This is a genomic window from Lentzea chajnantorensis (assembly GCF_054300775.1).
Window position 1 is genome coordinate 3,145,911 of record NZ_JBSDZT010000002.1, and the last position, 18,521, is coordinate 3,164,431.

The following is an 18,521-nucleotide window of genomic DNA, read 5'->3' on the forward strand; positions in this document are numbered from 1 at the left end:
CCGCACCGGACCGGTGATCGGCGTGCGGCTGTCCCCGGACGGCCGCACGCTCGTGGTGAGACGGCTCGACGGCGGTCCTCGTCCGGCGCGGGTCAGTCGCCGCAGGGCAGGCCGAGGCAGCTCGCGTTGACGTGCATCGGCCGCGGGTCGTCGCGCAGCCGGCCGCGGTACCAGCCGTCGCCGACCCACGCCTCGACGAAGAACCGGGTGCCCTCCGGGATGAAGCGCAGCGGCTCACCCGGCCAGGTCACGTGCACGCCCCGCGCGATCTCGCAGACCATCCTCACCGGTGCCTGCGGTGCCGTCGTCGTCGCCTCAATGGTCACGTCAGGATCTCCCTCGTCAGCGCCGGCGCCCCGTGACCGGCACCGTCGAACCTACGGACGATCCCGTTGTCCAGCTTCGTTCCACGCGAGTGGACAACGCGCTGTTAACAAGGGTGTAGCCGTGGGCGGCATTTCGGTGTTGCCCACGGCACACCGCGGTGCCGGTTCGGCGACGTTAGGGCGAACGGGTTGTTCACGGTCAGGCGTTGGCCGCTGAACGGAGTTCTCTGAACAATGACGGGGTGCCGAGACGGGAACGCCCTCTCGACGAGGGCGAGAGCGGTCTCCTGCAGTTCGCCGCGGACCTCCGCCGGCTGCGGGAACGGGCGGGCAGCCCCACCTACCGGGAGCTCGGCCGGCGGGCGCACTACTCGGCGGCGGCGCTGTCGGAGGCGGCGGGCGGGCGCAAGCTGCCGAGCCTCGCGGTGACGAGGGCGTACGCGAAGGCGTGCGCGGCGGACCCGGACGAGTGGGAGCTGCGGTGGCGCGCGGTCGCCGAGACGCAGCCGCGGGCCGGCGCCGACAGCCCGTACGTCGGCCTCAAGGCGTTCGAACCCGATGACGCACCGAAGTTCTTCGGCCGGGAGCGGCTCACGGTCGAGCTGCTGACGACGCGGCACCGCTTCACCGGCGTGTTCGGGCCGTCGGGGGTGGGCAAGTCGTCGTTGCTGAAGGCCGGTCTGGTGGCGCGCACGGACGGCCCGGTGCTGCTGTTCACGCCCGGCGCCGACCCGGTGGAGGAGTGCGCGCTCGCCCTCGCCCGGCTCACCGGGCAGGACGCGGTGGAGCTGGCCGGCGAGCTCGCGCGGCCCGAACAGCTCGGCCGCAGGCACACCGGGCTCGTCGTCGTCGACCAGTTCGAGGAGCTGTTCACGGTCTGCCACAGCGAGGCGCGCCGGACGTGGCTCATCGAGGCGCTCACCGGGTGCGCCAAGGTCGTCATCGGCACGCGGGCCGACTACTACGGGCACTGCGCGCAGTACCCGGAACTGGTGGAGGCGTTGCGCGGCAGCCAGGTCATGGTCGGCGCGATGACACCGGACGAGCTGCGGCTCGCGATCACCGAACCCGCCGCCCACGCCGGCGCCAAGGTGGAGACCGCGCTGCTGGCCAGGCTGATGGCCGACGCGGTCGGGCAGGCAGCCGTGCTCCCGCTGCTGTCGCACGCGCTCGCGGAGACCTGGCAGCACCGGCGGGGGATGACGCTGACGCTCGCGGCCTACGAGGAGGTCGGCGGCGTCGAGCACGCCGTGGCCCGCACCGCGCAGGACCTGCTCGCCGGGCTGCCCGCCGAGCAGGTGAAACGGGTGCTGCTGCGGCTCGTCACCGCCGAGGGCACCAAGCGCCGCGCGCACCGCGACGAGCTGGAGGCCGGCGAGACCGTGCTCGCCGCGCTGGCCGCCGCCCGGCTGGTGGTCGTCGACCGCGACGGCGTCGAGCTCGCGCATGAGGCGTTGATCCGCAGCTGGCCGGCGCTGCACCGCTGGGTCGAGGAGAACCGGGAGAACGTCAGGGCGCAGCGGGAGCTCACCGACGCCACCCGGACGTGGGAGGCGCTCGACCGCGACGCCGGGGCGCTGTTCCGCGGCCGGCGGCTCGCCAACGTGCCCGCGGGGCTCGCGCTCACCTCTCGCGAACGCGCGTTCCTGGCCGCGAGCCGCGCCGCGGAGGAGGAGGTCACGACGAGCGCGCGGCGCCGCACCCGCCGCCAGCGCCAGCTGCTCGCCGCACTGGTCGCGCTGCTGGTGGTCGCCGCCGGCTCGACGGTGTTCGCGTGGCGGGCCACCAGGACCGCCGAGGAGCAACGCACCACGACCGCCGTGCTGAAGGCCGTCGCCGAGGCCGGTGCGCTGCGGTCGGGCAACCCCGCGCTGGCCCAGCAGGTCGCGCTCGCCGCCTACCGGCTCGTGCCGCTCCCGCAGGCCCGCAACGCGCTGCGCCAGGAGGAGGTGCCGGTGCAGACCCTGCGCGCGGCGGACGCCGAGGTCACCGCGCTCGTCGTCGGCCCGACGCAGCAGCAGGTCGTCACCGGTCACCGCGACGGGCTGGTCGTGCTGACGACCCTCGACGACCTGCCCGCGCCGCGCACGTCCTACGAGGCCACCCGGCACGCCGGCGCCGTCGTCGCGCTGGCGGTGGACCCGGCGGGCGGCCTGCTCGCGTCGGTGGGGGAGGACGGCACCGTCCACCTCGTCGACATCTCCCTGGGCAAGCCGCGCGACCTCGGCGTGCTGCCCGCCAGCGCCACCGCGGTCGCCTGGCGCGGCAGCACCCTCGTCACGACCGGCCCCGACGGCGCGGTCGGCTCCTGGACCGACCTGCGCGGCGGCCGTCCCCGGCTGCTCGCCACCGCCCAGCCCGGCCTGGGCCCGCTCGCCGGCCTCGCCTTCCGCGCCGACGGCCGCGTGCTCGCCGCTGTCACCACCGGCCGTGCCGTCCACCTGCTCGACGCCGCGGACCCGCGCCGGCTCACGCCGTTGTCGCTCACCACGGAGTTCGCGGGCCACGCCCAGTTCGCCGGCGACCTGCTGCTGACCGCCGGCCGCACCGCCGTGCACCTCTGGGACGCCCGCGACCCGCGCGCGCCGGCCCTGCGGGCGGAGCTTCCCCTCCGGCGGTGGGGAGGTGACCGGCACGTGGCTGAGCGCGGACAGCCTCGCGGTCGCGACCGACGACGGCCTGGTGCGGTTGTGGCGGCTCGGCGCGGGGGAGCCGGTCGAGCTGGCGCTGCTGCGCGGGCACGCCGGACCGGTCACCGCCGTCGGGCTCACGCCGAGGGGCGACGAGGTGGTGACCGGAGGGGCGGACCGGGCGGTGCGGCTGTGGAACGTCGACCTGCGCGACCCGGCGGTGCGGATCTGCGAGCAGGCGGTCCCGCGGATGACCGGGGCCGAGTGGGACCGCTACTTCGCCGGACTCGCCTTCACACCACCGTGCCACGACTGACCGCCTCCGGAGGGTACGCGGGGTCCCCGCGTGCCTTTCGGGGGTACGCGGGGTCCCCGCGTGCACCTCAGGGGAACGCGGGGGCCCCGCGTGACACGAGGGAGAGTGGCCGAGGGTGACGGTGCGAGGGTCTCGTTCGTGTGACGTTCGCGTGGCGGCGAACATCCCGGTCGCAAGCGGTTAGCGTGGTGTTAGACGCCAGGCGAACCTCTGGTGGACAATCCGGCCGGGAGGCGGCATGCCACGAGGGGAACGACCGCTGGGGCCGGAGGACACCGCGCTGCTCCGGTTCGCCGGTGACCTGCGCAGACTGCGCGACCAGGTGGGCAAACCGAGCTACCGCGAGCTCGCGGGCAGGGCGAACTACTCGCCCACGGCGCTGTCGGACGCGGCCGGTGGGCGCAAGCTGCCGTCGCTCGCGCTGACGCTGGCCTTCGTGCGCGCCTGCGAGGGCGATCCGAAGGAGTGGACGGCGCGGTGGCGGGAGCTCGCCGCCGAGCAGGTCTCGCCGTTGCAGCCGAGCGCCCCCTACGTCGGCGCGGCACCGTTCCACGAGAAGGACGCCAAGAGGTACTTCGGCCGTGAGGCGCTGGTCGAGCGGGTGCTCGCGCGCAGCGGGTCGTTCACCGCCGTGGTCGGGCCGTCCGGGTCGGGGCGCACCTCCCTGCTCGAAGCCGGTCTGCTGCCCGCGTTCGACCACGCCGTCGTCGTCACCCCCTCCGACCGCCCGCTCGACACGCTGGCCACCGCCCTCGCCGGCCTCTTCGGCACCACCGCCGAGCAGCTGGCCGCCGAGCTCGCGGCCGACCCCGACCACCTGCGGCTGCGCGTCCGGCAGCACTGCCCCGGTCTCGTCCTGCTGGTCGACGACTTCGAGAAGGCCTTCGAGGCCACCGGCTTCGTCACCGCGCTGCTGAGCTGCCCGCGGGTCGTGGTCGCGGTCCGCTCAGACTTCCGGCGGCGCTGCCACGCGCACCCCGGGCTCGCGCGGGTCCTGCCCGGCAACGAGGTCCTGATCGAGCCGATGACCGCGGAGGAGCTGCGCCGCGCGGTCACCGAGCCCGCCGGCCAGCTCGGCGTGTCGGTCGAGACCGCACTCGTGGCGCGGCTGGTGGCGGACGTGGCGGCCCAGCCGGCGTTGCCGTTCGTGTCGCAGGCGTTGATCGAGACCTGGCGGCGCAAGCGCGGCATGACGCTGTCGCTCGCCGGGTACGAGGAGTCCGGCGGCATCGAGCACGTCATGGCGCAGGCGGCCGAGACGTTCTTCTCCGCCCTCGACGAGGCCGACCAGCGCGCCGTCCGCACCGTGTTCCTCCGGTTGGTCTCGATGCAGCGCAACGGGGTCCTGCAGCGCAAGACCAGCAAGCCCGACGTCGAGCCGCGGCTGCTCGACCTGCTCGTCCGCACCCGGCTCGTCGTCCTCGGCGAGGACGGCGCAGGACTCGCCCACGACGCGGTGCTGCGCTGGCCGCGGCTGCGCGGGTGGATCGACGAGGAGCACGAGAACCTCCGCACGCACCAGCAGCTCGTCACCGCGATCGAGCTGTGGGAGTCGAGCGACCGCGACCCCGGCGCGCTCTACCGCGGTGCCCGGCTGCGCAAGGCCCGCGGCCTGGGCGACTTCCTCACCGCGCCGGAACGCCGGTTCGTCGAGCTGAGCGCCCGGCGCGAGACCCGCCGCTCGGTGGCGCTGATCTCCGTCGCGGCGGTGCTCGCGGCGCTCGTGCCGGGCAGCGTGATCTACGCGCTCACCAACGAGCAGCGCATCACCCAGCTCACCGACGAGGCGTTCGGGCGGCAGGCGATGGCCGAGTCGACGTCGCTGATGGAGCAGGGCAAGCCGTTCGCGGACAAGTTCGCCCTCGTCGGCTACCGGGTGGCGCCCTCGCAGGACGCGGAACGCATTCTGCGCCTGGCCAACGCCTGGACCCGGCGGATCGGGTTCACCGGCACCCCGGCGGAGAACGCCAAGGTGCTCACCGGGCCGCGCGGCGAGCTCGCCGCGGTGCGCGACGGCGACGGCACCGACCGGATGTGGCGCATCGACGAGACCGACCCCGTGCCCGGTGAGCGGTTCCCGGCCGGCCACCAGGTCACCCACCTCGCCGAGCGCCGCGCCATCACCCAGGACCCCGGCGGCCGGCAGTACCTGTGGTCGGTCACCGACCACACCCGGATGTCGCTGCTCTACCGGCTGCCCGCCGGGTTCCGCGCACAGGACCTCAGCGCGGACGGCTCACGGGTCGTCGGCTACCACGACGACTCCGACCCCGGCCTGCTCAACCCGAACACCCGCGGCCGCGCCATCCTGCTCGACCTCGCCGACGGCCGGGCGCCGGAGGAGATCCAGATGCCGGTGCGCAGCCCGGACGGCGTCGGGCTGAGCCGCGACGGCCGCGAGCTCGCCACCGCGCTGCACGACCGGGCCGGCGGCACCACCACGATCAGCCAGTGGCGGATCGGCGCGACCCTGGAACCGGCCGCCCAGCCGCTGGTCCGCCCCGGCCTGGTCAACCGGCTCACCTACAGCCCGGACGGCCGCTGGCTCGCGGGCGAGCACACCCCCGAGTCGACCGTCGAGGTGTGGCAGCTGGTGCCGGGCGGGACCCCGGTGCCCACCGCCACCCTGTCGACCACGGTGCCCAGCGGCGCCTGGGTCACGTTCGGCACCGACGACCGCATCGCCGTCGTGCGCGCGCAGACGTTCGAGGTGTACCGGCTCTACCCCGGCGGCAGGCAGCCCGACCGGCTCGCCTCGGTCACCGGCCACGGCGGCTCGGTGTACGCGACCTACCGGCCCGCGCACGACGACTTCCTCGTCCGCAGCGGCGGCACCGACCCGCAGCTGCTGACCTACGAGCTCGACGCCGGGCGCATCCGCCGCGAGATGTGCGCGGAGGGACGTGCGCGGCTCACGGACTCCGAATGGGTTAAGAGCTTCGGCGAAGCGGAGCGCGTCGAGGTCTGCTGACTGCCGCTGATGTGCGGGAAACACCCCGGAGTTGCCTCGACACGCATTGTGGTTGAGTGATCAACTCTCTAGGGTGACCGAGTGCGTGCGTTCACAAGGGGACTCCTCGGCATCGCCGGGTTCCTCGCGCTCTGGGAGCTCTTAGGACGCTCCACCCTCGTCCCCGCGGAAGCCCTCGTCCCACCGTCCGTCGTGTTCGGAGAGCTGGCCGCGCAGCTGGTCGACCCGGTCTTCCTCCGCCACGTCGTGGCCACCGTGCTGGCACTGCTGATCGCCATCGTGGTCGCCATCGCCGTCGCGGTACCGAGTGGACTCGTGCTCGGCAGCGTTCCCGCCGTGCGCCACGCGACCCGCGCGGTCGTCGAGTTCCTGCGCCCGATCCCTTCCGTCGCACTGATTCCGCTCGCGCTGGTGATCCTCGGTTTCGGACCGGAAACGAAGATCACGCTCGCGGTGTACGCGGCGGTGTGGCCGATCCTGTTCAACACCATCTACGCGCTGGACGAACTGGACCCGTTGCAGGTCGAGACGGCCAGGGTCTTCGGCACCGGCCGCCTCGGCGTGCTGTTCCGGGTGGCACTGCCCAGCGCGCTGCCGTTCGTCCTCACCGGAATCCGGCTCGCGGCCACCACCGCACTCATCGTGATGGTCAGCGTGGAGCTGATGGCCGGCGCCGACATCGGGCTCGGCTACTTCATCATGGAGGCCCGCAGCGGCGCCGGGCGGATGGACCAGGTCCTGGCCGGCACGGTGGTCGCGGGCGTGATCGGTGTCCTGCTCAACAACGGTCTCGAGCGCGTGCGGCGCCGGTGGGTGGCCTGGTGAACCGATTCGTTCAACGGTGGACCGTGTTCGCCGTGCTGATCGTGGTGTGGCAGGTCCTCGGCTGGCTCGCGGACGACCCGTTCTTCCCGCCGCCGTCGCAGATCGTCACTGCCGCCTACGAGTGGTGGGTGCTGGAGCCGCAGAACGTCACCGAGCACATCCTGCCGTCGGTGGGCCGGCTGCTGTCGGGCTGGGCGATCGCCTGCGTGATCGGCGTGTCGCTGGGCCTGCTGCTCGGCCGGTCCGACCGGGCGATGGAGTACGCGGGGCCGCTGCTGGTGTTCCTGCGCTCGATCCCGCCGCCCGCGCTGGTGCCGGTGTTCCTGTTGCTGTTCAAGGGCGGCACGTCGATGCAGCTCGCGACGATCGTGTTCGGCGTCGTGTGGCCGGTGCTGCTCAACAGCGTCGACGGCGCCCGCTCGGTCGACGTGACCAAAGTGGACACCTCCGCGGTGTTCGGCATCCCGCGCTGGCAGTGGGTGCTCGGCGTCGTGCTGCCCGCGGCCTCCCCGAAGATCTTCGCGGGACTGCGGGTCTCGCTCTCCCTGTCGCTCGTGCTGATGGTGATCTCCGAGCTGGTGGCCACCGACAACGGCATCGGCTCGCAGCTGATGCAGGCGCAGCGCGAGTTCGACTACACGCGCATGTGGGCCGGGATCGTCCTGCTGGGCGTCCTCGGCTACGGACTCAACACCGCGTTGCTCGCGGTGGAACGCAGGGCTTTGGCTTGGCAACCGAGGAGTCGTGATGAGCAACATGCTTGAGGTGGCCGACCTGGGCCACACCTACGGCGACTACGAAGCCATTGGGGGGCTGTCGTTCACCGTGCGAGCCGGCGAGCTCGTCTGCGTGGTCGGCCCCTCTGGCTGCGGCAAGTCCACCTTGCTGCGCACCATCTCCGGGCTCATCGAGCCGTCGCGCGGGGACGTGTCCCTCAAGGGCTCGCACCTCGCCGTCGTCTTCCAGGACTACCAGCGGTCGCTGTTCCCGTGGCTCACCGTGCAGGGCAACGTGGAGTTCCCGCTGCGCGGCCTGCCGCGCGCCGAGCGCAAGGCCCGCGCGGCCGAGGCGCTGGAGTGGGTCGGGCTCGGCAAGGCGGCGAAGAAGCGGCCGTGGCAGCTCTCCGGCGGCATGCAGCAGCGCGTGGCCATCGCGCGGGCGCTGGCGTACCGGCCGGCCCTGTTGCTGATGGACGAACCGTTCGCCTCCGTCGACGCGCAGACCCGCTTCGAGCTGGAGGACCTGCTGCTGCGGGTCCGCCGCGAGCACGACACGACCGTCCTGGTCGTCACGCACGACATCGACGAGTCGGTGTACCTGGGTGACCGCATCCTGGTCCTGTCCGGCTCTCCCGCGCGTCTCGTGGCCGACCTGGAGGTGCCGCTGCCCGCCGAGCGCGACCAGGTGACCACGCGCACGGACGAGGCCTTCGTGGCACTGCGTTCGCGCGTCGCCCGGCTGCTCAACGTCGGCAAGCCCTCGCTCGACGTGGAGAAGTGGGCGGAGGCCGAGCGGGAGTCGCTCAGCGAGACCGTCAGCTCCTGACACACTCTGCCGCGTGAGCGACTGGAACCTGTTCCTCATCGTCGACGCGGAGCCGGAGGAGATCTCGGCCGCGCCACCCGGCCGCGTGGTGGCGTTGCAGGGCAGAAGGCTGCTCCCGTTGTCCGACAACGGGTTCTCGCTGCTGCTGGCGTGGGTCGCCGGCCCGCGCCGGGTCGTGCGCACCCCCGCTCCGCTGCTCCCCGACCAGGACGTCGTCAACGCGTTCGTCAACTCCTACCTCGTCGAGGCGGGCGCTCCGCCGCGACCGGCCGGGTTCTCGTGGTACCTGGACCTGCCGGCCGGTGTGGAGCCCGCCGACGTGTGGCGTCTGGCGGACACGGGCGGCGAGCGGGGGTCGCGGGTGGACCTCCGCGGTGTCCGCCGGGTGCTGGAGCGCGGAGTGGACACTTTGTACCACCGGGCGTGAGTGCAGAGCCCTACTGGGAAAACCTGGGAAAAAGACCAAGCTGCCGCAGACCCGGTGCGGACGACGGGAAATCCACGCGCAGAACGGCTCCGGACCGCGGTGGTCCGGAGCCGTTCCGCGTCGCACGGACGGGGCTGTCAGAACGCCTGTCAGCCGACGAGGAGGCCGTCACCGTGCGAGGTGTGCGGGAGGGTGGTCCGGGCGCTCACAGGTGGCGGTAAGCGCCCGTGCGCTGCCGGTGGCTCAGAAGTGGATGTTCAGGTCGTTGCCGTTGCCCAGGCCGCCGTCGAGCAGGTCGAGGTCGCCGACGTTGAGGTCGCCCACGACCTGGCCGACGGAGTTGTGGACGTCGCCGACCTGCGCCACGTCCTGCACGACGTTGTCGCTCACGTCCACGACGTTCTCGACGTCCAGGTCGAGGTTCGCGACGTCCTTCACCAGCACGTCGGTGTCCTTGAGCAGCACGTCGGTGTTCGCGACGTCCTTGACGAGCACGTCGGTGTCGAGGTCCTTGACCAGCACGTCGGTGTTCACGACGTCCTGCACGTCCGCGACGTGGGTGACCGTGCTGACGACCGAGTTGTCCTGCACGACGGTCGTGACGTCCGAGACGACGTCGAGGGTGCCGGCGACGTCGCCGACGTTGCCGAAGTCGGTGACCAGCGCGGTCACGGCGGACGGAGCGCCCAGGTTCGCGACGTCGGCGATCGAGGTGAGGCCGTCGAGGTTGCCGGTGACGAGCTTCAGCTGGTCCGCGGCGGCGATGTCGCCGGCGTTCGCGAGCACGTCGTCGAGGGCGTCGACCTTGGCCACGGAGGCGGTGTCGAGCACCAGCGGCAGGATCTCCTGGATCTCACCGGGGGTGATGTCGCCCAGCCCGGCGGACTCGAGCACGCCCTGCGGGTCCAGCTGGAACGCCTCGCGGGCGTCGAGGTCGCTCAGCAGGGAGAGGGTGAAGTCGTGCAGGGTGCTCATGGAACCAGGCTCCTGATGTGGTGATCGGGGGATGTCGGGTTGAACCGTATGGATGACCGACATCCCCCGGCATCGGGAGTTGGCCCCAGATCGTGACGAAACGAGGTCCCTAGGGGATCGAGATCACTCGTTAGGGGACCCGGGATTTCACCCGTTAGGGCCCCACATAGTTCTCGGCGAAGGTCGCCCGGTAGGCAGGGGACTCGGCCAGGTGTTCCAACCTGGCCTGCGCCAACCGTCCGAAGAAGGGGGAGCTCACATCGGTGTGGATCATGTTGACCATCCACTGCGAGAACTCCTGGGCCCGCCAGACCCTTTTGAGACAGTCGTCTGAGTAGGTCTTCAGCCCGTCCTCGGAACCGGTGTCGTAGTAGGCGATCAGTGCACGTCCGAAGGTTGCGGCGTCGTTCATGGCGAGGTTCATGCCCTTGGCGCCGACCGGGGTGATGATGTGGGCTGCGTCACCCAGCAGGTACAGCCGCCCGTAGGACATCGGCTCGACCACATGGCTGCGCATGTCGAGGACGCGCTTTTCGATGATCTTGCCCTCGTTCAGCTCCCACGACGAGTCGCGCAGCGCGAAGCGTTTGTGCAACGCCTCCCAGACCTGTTCGTCCGACCAATCTTCGGCTTTTGTCCCGACCGGCACCTGGAGGTAGAAACGCGATACCGACGGGCTGCGCAGCATGTGTCCGGCGAAACCGTCGGCGTGCAGCGCGTAAATCACGGCTTTAGTCGACGGAGGGGCCTCCGCGAGAATGGTGAGCCACTCGATCCCGTGCTGGTGCGTGAACTCCGTCAGCACTCCCTCGGGAATGCTCGGACGGGACACCCCGTGGAATCCGTCGCAGCCCGCCACGAAGTCACATGAAACTTCTTCGCGTACCCCGTCTGCGCTGGTCCAGGCCACGGACGGGTGAGAGCTGGTCAGATCCCGCAACTCGACGTCACTGACCTCGAACCGGATGTCACCACCGGCGGCCAGGAATGCTCCGATCAGGTCTTTGACCACTTCCTGCTGGGGGTAGACGTAGTGCTCCCGGCCGCCGTACAAGTCGGAGTACGCGACCTGGAACACCTGTCCACTCACCCGGAATTCGCACGTTCCGTGACGGTCTGCTTCCATCAGCAAACGATCGGCGAGTCCGAGCGACTCCAGCATCGTCACGGAGCGGTGTTCGAGGACTCCCGCCCGTGGCCGGGTTTCCACGTGGGCACGACTGGCCCTTTCCAGCACCACGCAGTCGATGCCTGACTGCTGGATCAAGTTTGCCAAGGTCAGACCGGCCGGCCCGGCGCCGACGACGGCTACAGCGCGCTTCAACTGGGGTTCTCCTAGCCCTAGACCTGCTGTGCTTAGATGCTCACCGCAGGTAGTGGACTGGAACCTGCTCGTGTCGGTCAACTGGGGTCTTTTGGAGCAGCGTCATTACTCTGAGTGGTTGACCGTCGCGACATAATCCCCGCAACGACGACACCGCTCCGACAGGAGAGTGCTCCCGATGACTCGAAGAGTCCGCCGCACCGCCGTCCGTGGCATCGCCCTCGCCACGCTGCTCGCCACCGTGGCGAGCTGTGGACTGCTCGGCGGCGAAGAGCAGTCACCCCCGGCCGACCAGAACAGCGGCGGCAAGGTCGAGAAGGCCAAGATCACCCTGGGGGTGCTGCCGATCCTCGACGTGGCCTCGGTCCACGTCGCGATGAAGAAGGGCTACTTCGCCCAGGAGGGCCTTGAGGTCAACCTCAAGGTCATCGACGGTGGCGCGAAGGCGATCCCCGGCCTGATCAGCAAGGACCTGGACTTCACGTTCGGCAACTGGGTCTCGTTCTTCGCCGCGGAGGCGAAGGACACCGCGAAGGCGGTCGACGGCCTCAAGCTGATCTCCGACGGCTACCAGGCCAAGCCGGACATGTTCCTGATCCTGGCCAACGGTGACTCGGCCATCAAGAGTCCTGCCGACCTCGCCGGCAAGACCATCGGGATCAACACCTTCAGGAACATCGCGGAGCTCACCGCGAAGGCCACCCTCGAAGCCGCGAACGTCGACGTGAACTCGGTGAAGTTCAAGGAGATGCCGTTCCCGGACATGCAGGCGGCGGTCCAGAACAAGACCGTCGACGCGGCCTTCATGGTCGAGCCGTTCATCACCCGCGCCCAGCGCGCCGCCGGCCAGATCAAGGTCCTGGACGCCGCGACCGGCCCGACGGACAACATCCCGATCGCGGGCTACGCCACCACCGGCGCGTTCGCCAAGGAGAACCCGAAGACCGTCGCCGCGTTCCAGCGCGCGATGGCCAAGGGCCAGGCCGACGCCACCGACCGCCCCACGGTGGAGCCGCTGCTGGTCGAGTACGCCAAGGTCGACAAGGAAACCGCAGGTCTTGTCCACTTCGGCGCGTTCCCGACGACGCTCGACGCGACCCGCCTGCAGCGCGTGGTCCAGCTGATGGTGCGCTACGGGATGCTGGACAAGGAGCTCGACGTGAAGCCGATGCTCATCCAGCCCTCCGGTAGTTGACGAACAGCGCGGGGGGCTGTGATCGCGCCGTGATCGAAAGCCCCCCGCGGCGGTCGTCTGCGCCGCAAGAATTATCGGCAAGGGGCCGTTTAGCCGCCCCTGCACAGTTGTTGATTCTCGAACCAGCTGTTTTGTCGTCCGAACGGCGGTATGAGAACGGTGCGTTTTACTCCAAGATCCACCAGGTTTGCAGCTATTAAACGGGGCGGGGAGTGTTGACGGTGCGCGGTCGTGAGGACCAGCGAGGCATCGACCGGTTCCGCCTACGCAACTGGCGGTTGCGGAGCAAGCTCGCAGTGGTGTTGTTGGTTCCGGCCCTGAGCACCGCGACTCTCGCGGGCCTGCGGCTGAACACCCAGCTCGACGACGTCGAACTCTTCGGCAAAGTCCAGCGCGAGCTCGCTGTCAGCCACCAGGCGGCGAAGGTGGAGAGCGCTCTGCAGGTCGAGCGCGACTGGGCGGTCCAGTGTGTGGCCGCCGGCAGGCAGAACGCGTGCCCCGAGCACGCGGCGAAGACCGGTCTTACCGACACGGAGTTGGACAAGTACCGGAACTCGGGCGCGACGGCCTCCGGCCTGAGCGCGCCCCTCCAGGAGTCGTTCACCAAGTCGCTGCAGTCCCTCGACGGACTGGCGAGCCTGCGGGTGACCATCCTGAGCACGAAGTACCCGGACGTCGCTGTCATCAGCGCGTACAACCAGATCAGCGCCTCGCTCAGCCAGGTGCACCGTGCCGTGGTGTCGAGCCTGAGCGAGCCGGAGATCGTGCCGCTGGTCACGGCCGCGCAGGCGCTCTACAGCGCCCAGGAGCAGCTCGGCCAGCAGAACGCGATCCTGACGTCCACCGCGCTGCGCAGGGGCTTCGCGCCCGGTGCCGCCGACGAGCTGCGTGCCGCGCAGTCCCGTCTGGACGCCGCGTTCACGGAGTTCAACGACCTGGCGTCGGCGGAGAACCGGCAGCGGTTCCAGGACGTCGTGTCCGGTTCCGCCGTGGACGGTCGCAACCGGCTGGTGCGGCTCGCGCTCGCGCAGGACTTCGAGCGCGAGACGATCACCATCACCGACGCCGAGGTGCTGAAGATCGGCCAGGACACCGCGAACCTGGTCGCCCAGGTCGCGGGCGACCTGGAGGGCCAGGCCGACGCGACGACCACGCGTCTCGCCGACACGGCGCGTTCGGACGCCTGGCGGGACGCGGCACTGGTCGCGATCTCGCTGCTGCTCGCGTTCGGTCTCATGGCGATGGTCGCGCAGTCCATGCTGCGGCCGCTGCGCATCCTGCGCCGCAGCGCGCTCGACGTGGCGCGCAACCAGCTGCCGGAGGCGATCAAGCGAATCCGGTCGCACCGCGACCCGGAACGCGCCGCCGAGGAGGCGATCGTCCCGGTGCCGCTCAACACGACCGAGGAGGTCGGCCAGGTCGCGCGGGCGTTCGACCTGGTGCAGCGCGAAGCAGTCCGCCTCGCCGTCGAGCAGGTGGCCCTGCGCGCGAACGTCAACGACATGTTCATCAACCTGTCGCGGCGCTCGCAGGCGTTGGTGGAGCGGCAGATCAGCGTGATCGACCGGCTCGAGCAGGACGAGCAGGACCCCGACCACCTGGCGTCGCTGTTCGAGCTCGACCACCTCGCGACGCAGATGCGCCGCAACAGCGAGAACCTGCTCGTGCTCTCCGGCACGACGGTCAACCGCCGCGTCACCCGGCCCGTCGCGATCGCCGAGGTCCTCGGCGCCGCGGTCTCCGAGGTCGAGAAGTACGCGCGCGTGCAGATCGCGCCGACGCCGGAGCTCATGGTGCAGGGCCGCGTGGTCAACGACCTCGCGCACCTCGTGGCCGAGCTGCTCGACAACGCCACGGCCTTCTCCAAGCCCACCAGCAAGGTGACGGTGCGGACGATAGAGACCCGCAAGGGCGAGGTCGCGATCCGCATCCACGACCGCGGTGTCGGCATGCAGGAGCAGGACGTCGTCGAGTTCAACGCGAAGCTCGCCGAGCCGCCGGAGGTCGACGTCTCCGTGGCCCGCGAGATGGGCCTGTACGTGGTCGGCCAGCTCGCCAAGCGGCACGACATCCGCGTGACGCTGGCGAACAACGACGACATAGAGGGTGGTGTCACCGCCCAGGTCGTGCTGCCGGCCTCGTTGCTGCACAAGGGCCCGCCGCCCGCGCTGCCGCTCCCGGCTGTCGCGCCCTCGCCGGCACCCGCCGTCGAGAGCACCGGCGAGGGCCTGTCCGGTGTTCCGAAGTGGACGCCGGAGTACCCGGTCGTGGTGTCGTCGGCGGAGACGGCGGAGGAGGAGCCCAGCGGGCGCCACCGCATCGAGCAGACGTCCGCGGACGGCCTGTTCACCGCGCGGATCGAGGCGGAGGAGACCGCCGTCGAGGACCGGTACTCCTACGAGCCGCCGGTCGAACGACCCGTCGAGGCCGCCACCGAGATCTTCCCCGCGGTGAGCGACGACGACGAGGAGATCTCCGCGGACGCGTTGTCGCGGTGGTTCCAGACGCCGGCCGCTCCCGAGTCCGCGTCCCCGTCCCCGTCGGTGCCCGCACCGGCAGGGGTCCCGGCGGTGGAGCACACGTCCGACGAGGAAGAGGAAGAACCGAGCACGGTGAACGGCCTGCCCAAGCGGCAGCGTTCGCCGGAGTCCGTGAAGACCGAGGCCCCGACGGCCGTGCCGCGTGCCGTCGCCGACTTCGCGTCCGACTGGGGCTCGGCCGACGAGGGCTGGCGTGCCGCCGGTGCGCTGGAGTCCGGCACCCCCGCGCAGACGACGGAGAACGGGCTGCCCAAGCGCGTCCCCAAGGCGCGCCTGGTGCCCGGCTCCACCCCGAAGCCGTCCTCACCGGTGCCCCAGCTGGCGACCGTCGCCGCGAGCGGTCGTTCCGCTGAACGGTTGCGCCAGCGGTTCGCCACGTACCAGAAGGGTGTCCAGATGGGCCGCGACTCGCTCTTCGACTCGGCCGTCGGGGACATCCCCGTGATCGCAGAAAGGGAACACCAGTGACCACCGCGACTGAGGAACTGGACAACTTCAGCTGGCTGGTCGAGGACTTCGTCAGCAGGGTCGCCGGTGTCGCTCACGCGATCGTCGTCTCGGCGGACGGGCTGCTGCTCGCCACGTCGGAGCGACTGCCGCACGACCGGGCGGAGCAGCTCGCCGCCGTCTCGTCCGGTCTCGTCTCGCTCAACCTCGGCGCGGCGCGCTGCTTCGAGGCCGGCGACGTCAAGCAGACCGTCGTCGAGATGGAACGCGGCTACCTCTTCCTGATGTCCATCAGCGACGGGTCCTGCCTCGCCGTGCTCGCCGCACCCAACTGCGACATCGGGCTCATCGGCTACGCGATGACCCGCCTGGTGGAGCGGGTCGGTCTCCAGCTCACGCCGGAGATCCGCGCCCAGCTGCACGTCTCGATGCGAGCCTGAGCAGTTCTGTCCTGAGTAGAGAGAAGTTCCCATGAGCAACGGTGCTCCGGGTCGTCCGGGGTCACCTGGGGCCGACCTGACCACGACATCGGCGAAGATCGTCGTCGCGGGCGGGTTCGGCGTCGGCAAGACGACGTTCGTCGGCTCGGTCTCGGAGATCACCCCGCTGACCACCGAGGCCGTCATGACCCAGGCCTCGGTAGGGGTCGACGACCTGTCCGCGGTACCGGGCAAGGTCACCACCACGGTGGCCATGGACTTCGGCCGGGTGTCGCTGGACAAGGACCTGATCCTGTACCTGTTCGGCACGCCGGGACAGCACCGGTTCTGGTTCATGTGGGACGACCTGGTCCGCGGCGCCATCGGCGCCGTGGTCATGGTCGACACCCGCCGCATCGACGACGCGTTCGCGCCCATCGACTTCTTCGAGGACCGCGACCTGCCGTACGTGGTCGCGGTGAACTGCTTCGACGGGTTGATGCACCACCGCGCGGAGGAGGTGCGGGACGCGCTGACGATCGCCTCGTCGGTGCCGATAATCCCGTGCGACGCCCGCAACCGGCAGTCCACCAAGCAGATCCTCATCACCCTGGTGGAGCACGCGCTGCGGCAACCGTCGTTCGCCTGAACGCGAACGGGGGCGGCGGACCCGCCGCCCCCGTCCCGCGTCCGCCGCGGGTTCACCCCGGCGCGTCAACGGTCATTCGCCTGACCTTCATCCCGGACGGCCCCCATCTGCGGCACGCTCCAAGGCATGGAGCGTCGGAACTTTCTTCGTGTCGCAGTCGTCGGGACCGCAGCGGCGGCGTTCGGTGGCGCCAACTGGCGTGAGGCCTTCGCCGCCGGGGCCCAGCCCGGTCCCAGCCTCTACGGTTCCCTGCAACCGGTCAACAGCAGCGGGCTCATGCTGCCCCAGGGCTTCTCCAGCCGCGTGATCGCGCGCTCCGGCCAGCGCGTCGCGGGCACGAGTTACACCTGGCACCCCGCACCGGACGGCGGCGCGTGCTTCGCCGACGGCACCGGCTGGATCTACGTGTCCAACAGCGAGGTGTCCTCCACCGGTGGCGTGGGCGCCGTGAGGTTCGACCAGTCGGGCACCATCACCGGTGCCTACCGGACCCTCAGCGGCACCAACGTGAACTGCGCCGGCGGTGCCACGCCGTGGAACACGTGGCTGTCGTGCGAGGAGGTCGACCGCGGCTACGTCTACGAGACCGACCCGTGGGGCGTCAAGGCGGCCGTCCAGCGCCCGGCGATGGGCCGGTTCAAGCACGAGGCGTGCGCGGCCGACCCGGTGCGCAAGGTCGTCTACCTGACCGAGGACGTGCCGGACGGGTGCCTGTACCGCTTCACGCCCACCACGTGGGGCGACCTGAGCTCCGGCACGCTGGAGGTCATGACCGGCGGCAGCGGCACGTCCGGCAGCGTCGGCTGGGCGCGGGTGCCCGACCCGGACGGCAGCCCGACGGCCACGCGCAACCAGGTGAGCGGCGCCAAGCGGTTCAACGGCGGCGAAGGCTGCTATTACGCCGACGACACCTGTTGGTTCACCACCAAAGGCGACGGCCGGGTGTGGGCTTACAACGCATCACAAAGCACCATCAGCCTCACTTATGACGACTCGCTCGTGACGAGCGGAACGGCTCCGCTCACCGGTGTCGACAACGTGACCCGGTCGTCGGGCGGCGACCTGTTCGTCGCCGAGGACGGCGGGAACATGGAGATCTGCATCATCACGCCGGCCGGTGTCGTGGCCCCCTTCCTGCGGGTTCCCGGCCAGAGCAGCAGCGAGATCACCGGTCCCGCGTTCTCGCCTGACGGCAGCAGGCTGTACTTCTCCTCGCAGCGCGGCACGTCCGGCAGCAGCAGCGGCGGGATCACCTACGAAGTGTCTGGACCGTTCCGGCGCTGATTGACACTTGACTCTTCTTGTGCGGCAACGCTGCTTCGATACAGTCGGGGAGCAATTACCCTGCATTGCGAGGAGATTCCTGTGTTCCTGCGCAAAACAATTGCCGTGGTTGCCAGCGCTGCCGCCCTGTCAGTCGGCCTCGTCGGAACCGCGGAAGCTGCGCCCCGCACCCTCACGTACAACTCGAGCGGTGCCGGTGAGTTCCAGGCGGCCGTCGACCAGGGCGCCCAGGTGTGGAACAACAGCGTGGTGAACGTGCGGCTGGTCAAGGTGACCGGCGCCGCGAACATCACCGTCACCGTGGACAACCAGTGGCCCCGCGCCTACGTCACGAGCCTCGGCCGCGGCCGGTGGGTCATGGGTCGTCAGGCGGTCAACGAGGGCCACGACACGGTGCGCATCTCGTCCCACGAGTTCGGGCACCTGCTGGGCATGCCCGACCGCAGGACGGGGCTGTGCACCGACCTGATGTCCGGTGCGAGCGCCGGCACGTCGTGCAAGAACCCCAACCCGAACGCCAAGGAGAAGGCCGAGGTGGAGGCGAACTTCCGTTCCGCCGCGGTGACCGTCGGCCCGTCCACGTTCGTGGACGCCGCCTGATGTGAAGTGCACGCGGGGGCCCTGCGTGACCCTGAGGGGAACGCGGGG

General features: G+C 70.6%; 15 protein-coding genes. 12 read left to right on the plus strand and 3 right to left on the minus strand.

Annotated elements, in window-relative coordinates; all coding sequences use genetic code 11:
• Positions 1-92: 92 nt before the first annotated feature.
• Positions 93-326, minus strand: a complete 234-nt coding sequence (locus ACVDFE_RS16205; protein ID WP_360392590.1) for a hypothetical protein — start codon at positions 324-326, stop codon at positions 93-95.
• Between the two features lie 242 nt (positions 327-568).
• On the opposite strand from ACVDFE_RS16205, the gene ACVDFE_RS16210 reads away from it, so the two are divergent.
• From ACVDFE_RS16210 to ACVDFE_RS16235, 6 genes are all read left to right on the plus strand, one after another.
• Positions 569-3,391: an nSTAND1 domain-containing NTPase gene (locus ACVDFE_RS16210; protein WP_458430923.1), complete on the plus strand. Its 2,823-nt coding sequence runs from the start codon at positions 569-571 to the stop codon at positions 3,389-3,391.
• Positions 3,392-3,510: 119 nt separating this feature from the next.
• The gene (locus tag ACVDFE_RS16215) at positions 3,511-6,243 is read left to right on the plus strand and encodes an nSTAND1 domain-containing NTPase (protein ID WP_458430924.1); all 2,733 of its coding nucleotides are present in this window, start codon (positions 3,511-3,513) and stop codon (positions 6,241-6,243) included.
• An 81-nt stretch (positions 6,244-6,324) separates the two neighbouring features.
• Positions 6,325-7,068, plus strand: coding sequence for an ABC transporter permease (locus ACVDFE_RS16220; protein ID WP_458430925.1), 744 nt, complete (start codon positions 6,325-6,327; stop codon positions 7,066-7,068).
• Complete coding sequence (locus tag ACVDFE_RS16225) at positions 7,065-7,832, plus strand: ABC transporter permease (protein ID WP_360392580.1); 768 nt, start codon at positions 7,065-7,067, stop codon at positions 7,830-7,832. Before ACVDFE_RS16220 ends, ACVDFE_RS16225 begins: the two co-directional genes overlap by 4 nt.
• A complete protein-coding gene (locus ACVDFE_RS16230; protein WP_360392578.1) occupies positions 7,816-8,613 on the plus strand; it encodes an ABC transporter ATP-binding protein in 798 nt (265 codons plus the stop codon). The genes ACVDFE_RS16225 and ACVDFE_RS16230 overlap by 17 nt, the downstream gene beginning before the upstream one ends.
• A gap of 13 nt (positions 8,614-8,626) precedes the next feature.
• Entirely contained in the window at positions 8,627-9,040 is a 414-nt protein-coding gene (locus tag ACVDFE_RS16235; RefSeq protein ID WP_360392575.1) for a DUF5956 family protein, read from the plus strand.
• Between the two features lie 243 nt (positions 9,041-9,283).
• Here ACVDFE_RS16235 and ACVDFE_RS16240 read toward each other — a convergent pair whose 3' ends face one another.
• Together ACVDFE_RS16240 and ACVDFE_RS16245 are read right to left on the minus strand one after the other, a co-directional pair.
• The gene (locus tag ACVDFE_RS16240) at positions 9,284-10,015 is read right to left on the minus strand and encodes an IniB N-terminal domain-containing protein (protein WP_458430926.1); all 732 of its coding nucleotides are present in this window, start codon (positions 10,013-10,015) and stop codon (positions 9,284-9,286) included.
• Positions 10,016-10,169: 154 nt separating this feature from the next.
• A complete protein-coding gene (locus tag ACVDFE_RS16245; protein ID WP_360392569.1) occupies positions 10,170-11,339 on the minus strand; it encodes a 4-hydroxybenzoate 3-monooxygenase in 1,170 nt (389 codons plus the stop codon).
• A gap of 178 nt (positions 11,340-11,517) precedes the next feature.
• On the opposite strand from ACVDFE_RS16245, the gene ACVDFE_RS16250 reads away from it, so the two are divergent.
• The 6 genes from ACVDFE_RS16250 (at position 11,518) to ACVDFE_RS16275 (ending at position 18,473) form a co-directional block, all read left to right on the plus strand.
• Positions 11,518-12,534: an ABC transporter substrate-binding protein gene (locus ACVDFE_RS16250; RefSeq protein WP_360392566.1), complete on the plus strand. Its 1,017-nt coding sequence runs from the start codon at positions 11,518-11,520 to the stop codon at positions 12,532-12,534.
• Positions 12,535-12,833: 299 nt separating this feature from the next.
• Positions 12,834-15,542: a nitrate- and nitrite sensing domain-containing protein gene (locus ACVDFE_RS16255; protein WP_458430927.1), complete on the plus strand. Its 2,709-nt coding sequence runs from the start codon at positions 12,834-12,836 to the stop codon at positions 15,540-15,542.
• Complete coding sequence (locus ACVDFE_RS16260; RefSeq protein ID WP_360392562.1) at positions 15,539-15,961, plus strand: roadblock/LC7 domain-containing protein; 423 nt, start codon at positions 15,539-15,541, stop codon at positions 15,959-15,961. The genes ACVDFE_RS16255 and ACVDFE_RS16260 overlap by 4 nt, the downstream gene beginning before the upstream one ends.
• Positions 15,962-15,992: 31 nt before the next feature.
• On the plus strand, positions 15,993-16,589 hold the full coding sequence (locus ACVDFE_RS16265) for a GTP-binding protein (protein ID WP_360392559.1): 597 nt from the start codon (positions 15,993-15,995) through the stop codon (positions 16,587-16,589).
• A gap of 126 nt (positions 16,590-16,715) precedes the next feature.
• Positions 16,716-17,873 carry an alkaline phosphatase PhoX gene (locus ACVDFE_RS16270; RefSeq protein WP_458430928.1) on the plus strand — a complete coding sequence of 386 codons (1,158 nt, stop codon included), beginning with the start codon at positions 16,716-16,718 and terminating at the stop codon, positions 17,871-17,873.
• 105 nt (positions 17,874-17,978) lie between these two features.
• Positions 17,979-18,473 (plus strand): snapalysin family zinc-dependent metalloprotease, encoded by a 495-nt coding sequence (locus tag ACVDFE_RS16275; protein ID WP_360392554.1) that lies wholly within the window; start codon positions 17,979-17,981, stop codon positions 18,471-18,473.
• Positions 18,474-18,521 lie beyond the last annotated feature (48 nt).